Raw genomic sequence first — 12,294 nt, forward strand, 5'->3', positions numbered from 1 at the left:
AAAAACTAATTTTACAAATTATCACGAATCCAAAATAATTAAATCTCACAAAATTTCTACTAATTCGTGGCAATAAAATTTTTAACTAATTCATTCGCCTCCTCTAAAGCTACTTCTAAGTCGTAGTTTTTAATTACAACATCAAATTGAGGAGCAGTAGCCAATTCTACGTGAGCTTTTGCAATTCGCATATTGATTTTTTCATCACTTTCTGTAGATCGTTCTTTCAATCTGCGCTTGAGTTCGTCAACGCTTGGTGGTTTTACAAAAACAGCCAAAGTTTCTTTTGGAAATTTAGACTTAATACGCAATCCACCTGCAACATCAATATCAAAAATCACATTTTTTCCTTTGGCCCAAATGCGTTCTACTTCGCTTTTTAAAGTCCCGTAAAAATTATCGCGGTACACTTCTTCCCATTCGACAAAATCTTCATTTTTGATATGTTTTTTGAATTCGGGAATGGACATAAAATAATAGTCTTTTCCATTTACTTCTTCGCCACGGGCTTCGCGAGTAGCTGCCGAAATGGAGAACTCCAAATTCAAATCATCTTGCTTTAATAAATGCCTAACTATGGTAGTTTTTCCTGAACCCGATGGCGCCGAGAATACGATTAATTTTCCTTTCATACTATTCTAATTACAGTACATTCAATACCTGCTCCTTAATTTTCTCCAATTCGTCTTTCATTTGAACGACTAATTTTTGCATCTGTGCATGATTCGATTTAGAACCCATGGTATTGATTTCACGTCCCATTTCTTGGGTGATAAAACCTAATTTTCTACCATTGGCTTCTGTCCCTTTGATAGTTTCTAAGAAATAATCCAAGTGATTCGTCAAGCGCACTTTTTCTTCGGTAATGTCTAATTTTTCTAGATAATAAATCAATTCTTGTTCGAAACGATTTTCATCAACAGCAACTTTTAACTCAGTTATCGCATTGTGCAAACGGTCTTTTATAGTTTGAACGCGTTCATGATCTAATGCCAAAGCTTCATTCATGTACTGGCGAATATTAGCAATACGCAATTGAAATTCTTTTTCTAGTGATTGTCCTTCGTCTTTTCTAAAGTTCAAGATGTTTTGTATGGCTTCATCTATAGCGGTTGTGATTTGTGCCCAATCATTTTCGTTAATTTCTTCACGCTCAATTTTCATTGTATCCGGCATACGAATTGCCATTTTCATCAATTCCACTTCATCCGCCTCAGCATAAACAGCTCTTAATTGTTCCATATATCCTTTCACAATTGGTACATTGACTTTGGTCGAAGTTTGTTCGGCAGTACTTTCGATGAAAATCGAAAAATCGACTTTACCTCTTTCTAGTTTAAGCGCAATTTGGTTGCGTAAGCCCAATTCCATTTCGCGGTAAAGCGAAGGCATTCGTACATTTAAATCGAGTCCTTTACTATTTAAAGATTTTACTTCTACCGTGATTTTTTTGGTTGGCAATTGCAAGGTGGCTTTGCCAAAACCAGTCATTGATTGTATCATATATGAATTGTGTAATAGCTACAAATGTATTGAAATTTTAGGATTTCTTTATCGTAACTAGATAAACCCCACTAAAAATTAGGGCTGCCGAAATTATTTTAATACTGTTCAACTCGTCTTTCCCTAATCCGATGGCAAAAATAGAAGCAAAAAGGGGTTGTAAATAAATGAAAACGGCTACAGTGGTTGGGCTTAATTCTTTCATAGAAAGCAGGTTCAATAAATAGGTTAAGAAGGTAGAGCAAAACACTACAAAACCTATTTTCCAATACATTTCAGTAGGAACTGCAATCCATTGAACGGATTGAAATTCTTCCCATCCAAAAGGTAAAACCATCAGAAATCCAGCGAGATAAATCCATTTTACAAAAGTGAAAGCTTGGTATTTATGCATTAATTTTTTAACAATAATTAAATAATACCCATAAGAAATGGCATTTACTAAAACTAAAAAATTACCTAAGCCTGCTTGTTTTAAATTACCAATAGATTTTCCGTAAAGAATTAATAAGGCGGTTCCTAACAAACCCAAAAGAAGTCCGAAAATCATTCGTCTCTTCATTTTTTCTTTAACCAAAATTGCCGAAAGCACCATAACGATCATTGGAGTAGATACCATTATTACTGCGGCGCTTATTGGTGATGTCAAACTTAATCCTTTGAAAAAAGTAAGCATGTTGAGCGCTACCCCAAAGAAAGCGGCTGCAATTATTCTTTTGTAATCGGATGGGTCTATTTTTTCTGCCGGCGATTTTTTGAATGCATTTATAGCTATCGATACCATCCAAAATAAAGCCATGGTTCCGCCCACTCGTATCGCAATAAAACCAAAAGCGTCTATGTATTGAGGCATCACATCTTTAGCAATAGTGAATGTTACCCCATAAATTATGGAAACAATAGTAGCGGCTAGTAATGCGAGATTTCGTTTGTACATTAACTCAATGCTTTATGAACTTGAAGTATGTTTTGTTGGCTGTTGCCAATATATATGGCGCCCTTAATAATAAAAACGGGACGACTCAAAAAAGTATAGTGTTCTAAGATGTATTTTTTGAAATCAGCTTCGGTCAAGGCTTTGTCTTTTAAACCTAAAGATTTGTACAATTGTGCTTTTTTACTAAAAAGAGCTTCGTAACTGCCTGAAAGTTGATACATCTCATCCAATTGCTCTTCGTTAATAGGGTCTTGTTTGATGTCGTGAAAAACTAAATCATGTCCTTTTGGTAAGGCTTTAATGATTTTTCGGCAGGTATCGCACGAGGCGAGGTAGTATATTTTGTTCATTTTGAAACGAGATTACTTTTTTGCAAAGAAAATTCATTTGATACTTAAAATGATTATTTTTAGCAAAAATTTCAAATCAAACCTAATGGAACAAATATTCGAACTGAACCGAACCCTACGAAAATTAATTGCTCCTTTTTTAGAGGAATTGAGCCTAGACCAACTGAATACAATTCCTGAAGGATTTACCAATAATCTATTTTGGAATATTGCCCATGTCGTGGTAACTCAGCAGTTATTAGTGTATAAACTTTCAGGTTTGCCTATGTTAATTTCGGATGAATTGGTTGATAAATACAAGAAAGGCTCAAAACCTGAACATGCTGCGTCTCAGGAAGATGTAGATCAAATTAAATCATTATTATTTGATACAATTGATCAAACACAAGCCGATTATGGAAGTGGAGTATTTACTCAATTTACCGAGTATCCAACCTCTAGTGGTTTTGTTTTAAAAAGTGTTCAGGACGCGATGGCATACAATAATTTCCACGAAGGACTTCATCTGGGAATACTAATGAGTATGAAGAAAATAGTATAGTTTTAAATAACAATTATTTTTCAACATTATTTGCGAAAACCATATCATTTTCGTGAAAAGCTGTGTTGTAAATGCATATTTCTTCAGTATAGCTTGTTAAAATTGTAAATCGTCAAAAAAAGTCAAAAATATAGAGGAATTTATTTATCAATTACAACTATCTTTGTTGTAGTTACGAAATCGATTTCTTAAAATTGTCATCGGAACCCAAAATCAAGTATATAGACCTAAACTTAGTACCTAAACTATGGAAGATAAAATAAATCAATTTATGGCTTTGGTGGAAGCCAAAAATCCCAACGAACCGGAATTCATTCAAGCGGTGAGAGAATTTGCTGAAACGGTAATTCCGTTCATCTCAGAACGAAAAAAATACGACGGGAAAAACATATTACTTCGAATTGCTGAGCCAGAGCGTTCTATTATTTTTAGAGTGCCATGGGTAGCAGATAATGGAGAAATTATCGTAAATCGTGGATTTAGAATTCAAATGAATTCGGCTATCGGACCGTATAAAGGCGGAATTCGTTTTCATCATACTGTGAACTTATCGGTATTGAAATTCTTGGCTTTCGAACAAGTATTCAAAAATAGTTTGACTACACTACCAATGGGTGGTGGAAAAGGAGGTTCTGATTTTGATCCAGAAGGAAAATCAGATGGTGAAATCATGCGTTTTTGTCAATCATTTATGACGGAATTGTGTCGTCATATTGGACCCGACTTGGATGTTCCTGCGGGAGATATTGGAGTTGGAGCCAGAGAAATTGGTTACTTATTCGGACAATACAAACGCATTCGCAATGAATTTACTGGGGTATTAACTGGAAAAGGATTGGCTTACGGAGGTTCGTTAATTCGCCCAGAAGCAACAGGATACGGTGTAGTGTATTTTACAGAGCAAATGTTGCGTTCTATAGGTCATGAAATTAAAGGTAAAACGGTTGCTATTTCAGGTTTTGGAAATGTAGCTTGGGGAGTTGCTTTAAAAGTAAATGAGCTGGGCGGAAAAGTAGTTACCCTTTCAGGTCCTGACGGATATATTTATGATCAAGATGGAATTTCAGGTGATAAAATTGAATTTATGTTAGAGTTGAGAGCGCGCGGCGATAATAAAGCCGAAGCCTATTTAGAGAAATATCCAAATGCAGTTTTCCACAAAGGTAAAAGTCCTTGGGAAGCAAAAGTAGATATCGCTATTCCATGCGCGACTCAAAATGAATTGAACGAAGAAGATGCTAAAAAATTGATTGCTAATGGAGTAATTTGTGTTACTGAAGCGGCTAATATGCCTTGTACATTAGACGCTATTAAACAATTTTTAGATGCTAAAGTATTATTTGCTCCAGGAAAAGCTGCGAATGCTGGAGGAGTTGCCGCCTCTGGGTTAGAGATGACTCAAAATTCGATTCGTTTGAACTGGACGAGCGAGGAAGTAGATGAACGATTAAAAGACATTATGGTGGGTATTCACAATCAATGTAAAAAATATGGTGCGGAAGAAGATGGGTATGTTAACTATGTAAAAGGAGCTAATATCGCTGGATTTGTAAAAGTGGCTGACGCCATGCTTGCACAAGGAGTGGTATAAGACTATTAATTCAAATACTTAAAACCTTCTTTCGATTTTCGAGAGAAGGTTTTTTTTATTTTGTGTGGTAGAGTATATTATATTTGTGAATCAAAATTCAAACGATGCAAGTCAAAACCAAAGCGATTGTTATTTCGGCATTAAAATTTCAGGAAAAAAGCCTGATTGTAAAATGCTTTACGTTGACTCACGGTTTGAAATCCTATTTTGTTCGGGATGCTTTTTCGGCTCGAAAATCGAATCAGAAAATTGCGTATTTCCAGCCGTTGAATATTTTAGAAATTGAAGCGGTGCATAAGAATAAAGGTACCTTGGAGAATTTCAAAGAAATTAAAATTGCCACGCCTTTTCATTCAATTCATACCGACATTGTCAAAAGCACCATTGTGTTGTTTCTGTCAGAGATTTTGCACCATTCCATTCACGAAGAAGAAAAAAACGAACCGCTCTTTGCCTTTTTAGAAGCGGCCTTACAGTGGCTCGACAATCATAATGAAACGGCTAATTTCCATTTGATTTTATTGCTTGAAATGACCAAGCATTTTGGATTTTACCCGGATGTTTCCGACAAGGATCAAGCCTTTTTCGAATTGATAGAAGGTGTTTTTTCTCCGTTTCATGCAGTAAGTTCACTTACTGAACACGAAACACTTTTATTCAAAAAACTGATTGATTTAAAATGGGATTCGGATCAAAAAATCTTCCATGTGATTGAAAGACAAATCCTCTTGAAAATCCTAATGGATTACTACAGTTATCATTTGGACGGCTTTCGAAAACCCAAATCTTTGGATGTGTTGAAGGAGGTTTTTGCTTAAAAAAACACGAATTTCACGAATTGGCACAAATTTCTCAGATGTAGTATGTCTCTTTGATAATATGCGAAATCTGTGTTTTAATTTCCTTTGAAAATCACACATTAATCAGTATCAATAACTTTTAGCTATTGCCTTTTGCCTTTTGCCTATAAATCATTACTTTCGCAACTCGATTTAGAAAAGCATACCATGAGCACAAAATTTACTGAATACAAAGGACTTGACTTGCCAAAATCGGCAGAAGAAGTGCTGGATTTTTGGAAGAAAGAAACGATATTTGAAAAAACGGTAACTACCCGCGAGGGGAATCCGCCATACGTATTTTTTGAAGGGCCGCCTTCGGCAAATGGTTTACCAGGAATTCACCACGTGATGGCACGTGCTATTAAAGATATTTTTTGTCGCTATAAAACTCAAAAAGGGTTCCAAGTAAAGCGTAAAGCTGGATGGGATACTCATGGTTTGCCTGTCGAATTGGGTACCGAAAAAGAACTCGGAATTACCAAAGAAGACATCGGTAAAACCATCACAGTAGAAGAATACAACGAGGCGTGCAAACGCACTGTAATGCGCTATACGGATGTTTGGAACGACCTAACAGAAAAAATGGGGTATTGGGTAGATATGGAAGATCCGTATGTGACGTACAAACCCAAATACATGGAAACCGTGTGGTGGTTGTTGAAACAAATCTACAACAAGGATTTGATGTACAAAGGCTACACCATTCAGCCGTATTCGCCAAAAGCGGGGACTGGATTGTCTTCTCACGAGGTGAATCAGCCGGGTTCGTACCGCGATGTAACTGATACAACTATCGTAGCACAGTTCAAAACTAAACCAGAGTCATTGCCAAGCTTTTTACAAGGATTTGGAGAGATTCATGTTTTGGCTTGGACAACTACTCCTTGGACTTTGCCATCGAACACGGCTTTGACCGTAGGACCAAAAATTGATTATGTGTTGGTGAAAACCTTCAATCAGTATACTTTTTTACCATCGAATGTTATTTTGGCTAAAAATTTAGTTGGAAAACAATTCGGAAAAACCTTCTTCGAATCGACAGATGCGGCTGATTTTGAAAACTTCAAAGCAGGAGACAAGAAAATTCCATTCCAAATTTTGGCGGAAGCCAAAGGAGCGGACTTGGTTGGGATTCGTTACGAGCAATTAATGCCATTAGTGTTACCGTATCAAAATGCCGAAGATGCTTTCCGAGTGATTGCAGGAGATTTTGTAACTACCGAAGACGGAACAGGAATTGTGCATACCGCACCTACTTTTGGTGCAGATGATGCTAAAGTAGCCAAAGAAGCTACTCCTGAAATACCGCCTATGTTGGTTTTGGACGAAAATGGTACACCAGTTCCTTTGGTAGATTTGCAAGGTAAATTTGTCAATGGATTGGGGGATCTTTCAGGTAAATACGTTAAAAACGAATACTATAACGAAGGCGAAGCGCCAGAGCGTTCTGCCGATGTGGAAATTGCCATTCAGTTAAAAGAAGAAAATAAGGCGTTCAAAGTAGAGAAATACGTTCACAGTTACCCACATTGTTGGCGAACAGACAAGCCTATTTTATATTACCCATTGGATTCGTGGTTCATCAAGATTACCGAAGTGCGTGACCGTATGTTTGACTTGAATGATTCCATCAACTGGAAGCCAAAAGCGACTGGAGAAGGTCGTTTTGGAAACTGGTTGAAAAACGCTAACGATTGGAATTTATCCCGTTCTAGATATTGGGGAATTCCGTTGCCAATATGGAGAACTGAAGACAAACAAGAAGAAATTTTGATTGGTTCGGTTGAAGAATTGTACAACGAAATTGAAAAATCAATTCAGGCTGGTTTCCAAAAAACAAATCCGTTTGCGGGTTTTGAAATTGGAAATATGTCAGAAGCGAATTATGATTTGATTGATTTGCACAAAAATGTAGTAGACGAAATCACTTTGGTTTCGGCTTCAGGAAAACCAATGCAACGCGAAAGCGATTTGATAGACGTTTGGTTCGATTCTGGAGCTATGCCTTATGCACAATGGCATTATCCATTTGAAAATAAAGAGTTGATTGACCAAAATAAATCATTCCCTGCAGACTTTATCGCTGAAGGAGTGGATCAAACCCGTGGTTGGTTCTATACTTTACACGCTATTGGGACTTTGGTTTTTGATACAGTTGCCTATAAAAATGTGGTTTCTAACGGATTGGTATTGGACAAAAATGGACAGAAAATGTCGAAACGTTTAGGGAATGCCGTTGATCCTTTTGAAACTTTGAAAGAATATGGTCCAGACGCAACGCGTTGGTACATGATATCTAACGCGAATCCTTGGGACAATTTGAAATTTGACTTGGAAGGAATTGCTGAGGTGCGTCGTAAATTCTTTGGCACTTTATATAACACTTATTCATTCTTTAGTTTGTATGCTAATATCGATGGATTTACTTATTCAGAAGCTGAAATTCCGTTGGCAGAGCGTCCAGAAATTGATCGTTGGATTATATCCGAATTGAATACATTAATTAAAGATGTGGATGGTTTCTATGCTGATTATGAACCAACAAGAGCTGCTCGTGCGATTTCTGATTTTGTTCAAGAAAACTTGAGTAACTGGTACGTTCGTTTGTGTAGAAGACGTTTTTGGAAAGGTGAATATGCGCAAGATAAAATCGCGGCCTATCAAACTTTATATACCTGTTTGTTAAGCATAAGTAAATTGGCTGCTCCAATTGCGCCATTTTATATGGACAAATTATACAGAGATTTAACACAAGCGACACATTTAGAAGGTTTTGAGAGTGTACATTTGGCAAAATTTCCAGAATTCGTTGAAAACTTTGTTGATAAATCGTTGGAAAGCAAAATGCAAAAAGCACAAACGATTTCATCATTGGTATTATCGCTTCGTAAAAAAGAGATGATTAAAGTACGCCAACCTTTGCAAAAGGTAATGATTCCAGTACTTGACAGTAATCAAAGAGCTGAAATTGAAGCAGTATCCGATTTAATTAAAGCGGAGGTTAACGTAAAAGAAATAGTGCTTTTGGATGATGCCTCGGGTGTTTTGGTGAAGCAAATCAAACCTAATTTCAAGGCATTAGGACCTCGTTTTGGCAAAGACATGGGCTTGATTTCTAAGGAAATTCAAGGGTTTTCTCCAGATCAAATCAACGAACTGGAACAGCAAGGAACTTTAGCTATTGTTATTGCAGGGAATACTGTATCTTTAACTTTAGAAGATGTAGAAATTACGTCTCAAGATATTGAAGGATGGTTGGTAGCTAATTCTAACGGAATTACGGTAGCTTTAGATATTACAATTTCGACAGAATTGAAACAAGAAGGAATTGCCAGAGAATTGGTTAACCGAATCCAAAATATCCGTAAAGATTCAGGATTTGAAGTAACAGATAAAATTAAAGTAACCTTACAACAGAATGCTGAATTAAAAACCGCAGTTGAAGCGAATTTAGACTACATCATGTCGGAAACGCTAACTGAAAGTTTGGTTTTTGATGATGAGGTAACCAATGGATTAGAAATAGAATTTGACGATATAAAAACAAGAATACTAATTACTAAATAAGGGATTATGATAGATGAAATTGCAAGATATTCAGAAGCTGATTTAGCAGAATTCAAAGAATTAATTTTAAAGAAAATACAAAAAGCTCAAGAAGATTTAGACTTGATTAAAAGTGCTTATATGAATGATTTGAATAATGGAACTGATGATACTTCTCCAACATTCAAAGCGTTTGAAGAAGGTAGTGAAACCATGTCTAAAGAAGCCAACTCACAATTAGCTATTCGCCAAGAAAAGTTTATTCGTGATTTGAAAAATGCGCTTTTTAGAGTTGAAAACAAAACTTACGGAGTATGTAAAGTTACGGGTAAGTTAATTAGCAAAGAGCGACTGTTGATTGTGCCTCACGCTACAATGAGTATCGAAGCCAAAAACATGCAGCGATAAGAACAGGCTCATTTTAAGAATAGTATTCCAAATTCCAGGATCTTTAGATAAGAAAACTTGGAATTTGGAATTTTTATTTTAGAATTTATTTACTTTTGCCGCATGAAACAGAATTTTATCTCATTACGTCTAGCTTATCTTTTAGTTATTTTGATTTTAATAATAGATCAATTGTCTAAAATTTACATAAAAACTAACTTCGTTTTAGGGGAAGAAGTGGAAGTGTTTTCTTGGTTTAAAATTTATTTTATTGAAAACGAAGGAATGGCTTGGGGTACTAAAATACCTGGCGAATATGGGAAGTTGTTTTTAACTTTATTTAGATTAGTTGCTGTTGCAGGCATAGGGTATTGGTTATGGGATTCTATTACAAGAAAGAACAGTTCTAACTACCTTATAGTTGCGATAATATTAATTATGGCAGGAGCTTTTGGGAACATAATTGATTCTGTTTTTTACGGAATATTTTTTGATGATAGTCAACAAAATGTAGCTACTATGTTTTCCAATCAACCCTACGGAACCTGGTTTCATGGTAAAGTAGTGGATATGTTCTATTTTCCCATCTGGCAAGGTAATTTACCTTCTTGGATTCCTTTTTGGGGCGGTAAAGAATTTACTTTTTTCAATGCTATTTTCAATGTTGCTGACGTAGCCATTTCTACCGGCGTGGGGATTTTACTTTTTTTTAACGCAAAAGCATTTCCAACACAAAATTAAAATTATCCAAATAATTCGCCAGCCACATCTTCAATTTTGGCAACCAAACGGATTTTAATTCCTGTATTTTTCAAGGCAATTTTGTTGTATTTGGATACAAAAATAGTTGAAAATCCCAATTTTTCAGCTTCTTGGATGCGTTGATCTACGCGGTTTACAGGTCTAATTTCGCCTGAAAGGCCTACTTCGCCTGCAAAACAAAAATCTTTGTTCACAGGAATGTCTTCATTAGAAGATAAAATAGCGGCCACCACTGCCAAATCAATAGCTGGATCATCCACGGAAATGCCTCCAGTGATGTTCAAGAAAACGTCTTTAGCACCCAAACGGAAACCAGCACGTTTTTCCAAAACCGCCAAAATCATATTCAGTCTTTTGGCATTGTATCCCGTTGTACTACGTTGCGGTGTTCCGTATACTGCCGTGCTGACTAAAGCTTGTATTTCGAGCATCAAAGGACGCATACCTTCCAAAGTAGTAGCAATAGCAGTACCTGACAATTCTTCGTCTTTGTGTGAAATCAAAATTTCAGAAGGATTGGATACTTCGCGTAAGCCGCTGCCTAACATTTCGTATATTCCGATTTCGGCAGTGGAGCCAAAACGATTTTTTAACGAACGTAAAATACGGTACACATGATTTCGGTCGCCTTCAAATTGTAAAACCGTATCGACCATGTGTTCCAAAATTTTCGGTCCAGCTATGGTTCCGTCTTTAGTGATGTGACCAATTAAAATAACAGGTGTATTGGTTTCTTTGGCAAACTTTATTAGTTCAGCTGTAGTTTCTCTAATTTGAGAAATACTACCTGGTGTAGATTCAATATAATCGGTATGCAGCGTTTGAATCGAATCTATAATGACGATTTCAGGTTGGATGGCTTCAATTTGTTTGAAGATATTCTGTGTTTTGGTTTCGGTCAGAATATAGCAATTATCGCCATTTGGCGTAATGCGTTCTGCACGCATTTTGATTTGTTTCTGACTCTCTTCCCCCGAAACATATAATGTTTTATAGGGTAAGCTAAGCGAAATTTGTAATAAAAGCGTACTTTTTCCAATACCCGGTTCGCCTCCCAAAAGAATTAAGGAACCCGGGACAATTCCGCCTCCTAAAACGCGATTCAATTCGTTGTCTGTAGTGTCTAGACGAATTTCTTGCGCTGAGTCGATTTCATTTATTCGCAAGGGTTTTGGTGCTTTTCCAGCGCTTGTCGGTTCGCTTTTCCATGCTACTTTTTCTTGTTTCTGAACAATTTCTTCCGCAATGGTGTTCCATTCTTTACAGGCATTGCATTGCCCTTGCCATTTGGCATATTGCGTTCCGCAGTTTTGACAGAAAAAAGTAGTTTTCACTTTCGACATAATTCTTGGAATAAATTGAATTCAAATTTACAGTAAAGAATCGTTTAAAAAAATTATTGGAAATAGATTGTTGATAAAACAAAAAACCACTCCTTTTGAGAGTGGTTTAGTTGCGTATATTAATCCTTGATTAAGTCAAAGAATTGTCGTTTTCATTTGGAAAAATAATCCAAGGTTTAAAGGTTTTTGCTTCTTCAAATTCAAGTGTTGCATAGGAAATAATGATGATAATATCATCTTTTTGTACTTTTCTTGCAGCGGGTCCATTCAATGTGATAGTCCCTGAATTTTTTTCTCCTTTAATAGCATAGGTTTCAAAACGTTCGCCATTATTTACGTTCACAATGGCTACTTTTTCTCCTTCAATTATATTAGAAGCCTCTAACAAAGCTTCGTCAATAGTAATACTGCCGATGTAATTTAAATCAGCTCCAGTTACCTTAACGCGGTGTATTTTTGATTTTACAACTTGAATTTGCATAGTACAAAAGT

At 36.2% G+C, this 12,294-nt stretch carries 12 protein-coding genes; 6 read left to right on the plus strand and 6 right to left on the minus strand.

From position 1 onward, the window contains the following. Positions 1 to 59 precede the first annotated feature (59 nt). From gmk to LPC20_RS03650, 4 genes are read right to left on the minus strand one after another with little or no spacing between them, the layout of a single operon-like run. A complete protein-coding gene (gene gmk, locus LPC20_RS03635; protein WP_229326592.1) occupies positions 60 to 632 on the minus strand; it encodes a guanylate kinase in 573 nt (190 codons plus the stop codon). Positions 633 to 642: 10 nt separating this feature from the next. Next, positions 643 to 1,503 carry a YicC/YloC family endoribonuclease gene (locus LPC20_RS03640; protein WP_229326593.1) on the minus strand — a complete coding sequence of 287 codons (861 nt, stop codon included), beginning with the start codon at positions 1,501 to 1,503 and terminating at the stop codon, positions 643 to 645. A 37-nt stretch (positions 1,504 to 1,540) separates the two neighbouring features. Continuing rightward, entirely contained in the window at positions 1,541 to 2,440 is a 900-nt protein-coding gene (locus LPC20_RS03645; protein ID WP_229326594.1) for a DMT family transporter, read from the minus strand. Further along, complete coding sequence (locus LPC20_RS03650) at positions 2,440 to 2,790, minus strand: arsenate reductase family protein (protein ID WP_229326595.1); 351 nt, start codon at positions 2,788 to 2,790, stop codon at positions 2,440 to 2,442. The genes LPC20_RS03645 and LPC20_RS03650 overlap by 1 nt, the downstream gene beginning before the upstream one ends. Before the next feature lie 85 nt (positions 2,791 to 2,875). On the opposite strand from LPC20_RS03650, the gene LPC20_RS03655 reads away from it, so the two are divergent. The 6 genes from LPC20_RS03655 (at position 2,876) to LPC20_RS03680 (ending at position 10,438) form a co-directional block, all read left to right on the plus strand. Then, on the plus strand, positions 2,876 to 3,331 hold the full coding sequence (locus LPC20_RS03655; RefSeq protein ID WP_229326596.1) for a DinB family protein: 456 nt from the start codon (positions 2,876 to 2,878) through the stop codon (positions 3,329 to 3,331). 247 nt (positions 3,332 to 3,578) lie between these two features. Then, positions 3,579 to 4,922 (plus strand): NADP-specific glutamate dehydrogenase, encoded by a 1,344-nt coding sequence (gene gdhA / locus LPC20_RS03660; RefSeq protein ID WP_229326597.1) that lies wholly within the window; start codon positions 3,579 to 3,581, stop codon positions 4,920 to 4,922. A gap of 104 nt (positions 4,923 to 5,026) precedes the next feature. Then, the gene (gene recO, locus LPC20_RS03665) at positions 5,027 to 5,740 is read left to right on the plus strand and encodes a DNA repair protein RecO (RefSeq protein ID WP_229326599.1); all 714 of its coding nucleotides are present in this window, start codon (positions 5,027 to 5,029) and stop codon (positions 5,738 to 5,740) included. A gap of 189 nt (positions 5,741 to 5,929) precedes the next feature. Then, positions 5,930 to 9,331, plus strand: coding sequence for an isoleucine--tRNA ligase (ileS, locus tag LPC20_RS03670; RefSeq protein ID WP_229326601.1), 3,402 nt, complete (start codon positions 5,930 to 5,932; stop codon positions 9,329 to 9,331). Positions 9,332 to 9,337: 6 nt separating this feature from the next. Beyond that, positions 9,338 to 9,718: a TraR/DksA family transcriptional regulator gene (locus tag LPC20_RS03675; RefSeq protein ID WP_229326602.1), complete on the plus strand. Its 381-nt coding sequence runs from the start codon at positions 9,338 to 9,340 to the stop codon at positions 9,716 to 9,718. A gap of 117 nt (positions 9,719 to 9,835) precedes the next feature. Then, on the plus strand, positions 9,836 to 10,438 hold the full coding sequence (locus LPC20_RS03680) for a lipoprotein signal peptidase (RefSeq protein ID WP_229327124.1): 603 nt from the start codon (positions 9,836 to 9,838) through the stop codon (positions 10,436 to 10,438). A 2-nt stretch (positions 10,439 to 10,440) separates the two neighbouring features. Here LPC20_RS03680 and radA read toward each other — a convergent pair whose 3' ends face one another. Together radA and panD are read right to left on the minus strand one after the other, a co-directional pair. Then, the gene (gene radA, locus LPC20_RS03685) at positions 10,441 to 11,802 is read right to left on the minus strand and encodes a DNA repair protein RadA (RefSeq protein ID WP_229326603.1); all 1,362 of its coding nucleotides are present in this window, start codon (positions 11,800 to 11,802) and stop codon (positions 10,441 to 10,443) included. Between the two features lie 130 nt (positions 11,803 to 11,932). Further along, the gene (panD, locus tag LPC20_RS03690) at positions 11,933 to 12,283 is read right to left on the minus strand and encodes an aspartate 1-decarboxylase (RefSeq protein WP_229326604.1); all 351 of its coding nucleotides are present in this window, start codon (positions 12,281 to 12,283) and stop codon (positions 11,933 to 11,935) included. Positions 12,284 to 12,294 lie beyond the last annotated feature (11 nt).

Origin of the sequence: Flavobacterium ammonificans (assembly GCF_020886115.1) — a bacterium.
Taxonomy (GTDB): Bacteria; Bacteroidota; Bacteroidia; order Flavobacteriales; family Flavobacteriaceae; genus Flavobacterium; species Flavobacterium ammonificans.

What these genes read in the sequence shown, in the direction of transcription:
- gmk (WP_229326592.1), bottom strand. Translation starts at nt 632, where the DNA reads ATGAAAGGAAAATTAATCGTATTCTCGGCGCCATCGGGTTCAGGAAAA.
- LPC20_RS03640 (WP_229326593.1), bottom strand. Translation starts at nt 1,503, where the DNA reads ATGATACAATCAATGACTGGTTTTGGCAAAGCCACCTTGCAATTGCCA.
- LPC20_RS03645 (WP_229326594.1), bottom strand. Translation starts at nt 2,440, where the DNA reads ATGTACAAACGAAATCTCGCATTACTAGCCGCTACTATTGTTTCCATA.
- LPC20_RS03650 (WP_229326595.1), bottom strand. Translation starts at nt 2,790, where the DNA reads ATGAACAAAATATACTACCTCGCCTCGTGCGATACCTGCCGAAAAATC.
- LPC20_RS03655 (WP_229326596.1), top strand. Translation starts at nt 2,876, where the DNA reads ATGGAACAAATATTCGAACTGAACCGAACCCTACGAAAATTAATTGCT.
- gdhA (WP_229326597.1), top strand. Translation starts at nt 3,579, where the DNA reads ATGGAAGATAAAATAAATCAATTTATGGCTTTGGTGGAAGCCAAAAAT.
- recO (WP_229326599.1), top strand. Translation starts at nt 5,027, where the DNA reads ATGCAAGTCAAAACCAAAGCGATTGTTATTTCGGCATTAAAATTTCAG.
- ileS (WP_229326601.1), top strand. Translation starts at nt 5,930, where the DNA reads ATGAGCACAAAATTTACTGAATACAAAGGACTTGACTTGCCAAAATCG.
- LPC20_RS03675 (WP_229326602.1), top strand. Translation starts at nt 9,338, where the DNA reads ATGATAGATGAAATTGCAAGATATTCAGAAGCTGATTTAGCAGAATTC.
- radA (WP_229326603.1), bottom strand. Translation starts at nt 11,802, where the DNA reads ATGTCGAAAGTGAAAACTACTTTTTTCTGTCAAAACTGCGGAACGCAA.
- panD (WP_229326604.1), bottom strand. Translation starts at nt 12,283, where the DNA reads ATGCAAATTCAAGTTGTAAAATCAAAAATACACCGCGTTAAGGTAACT.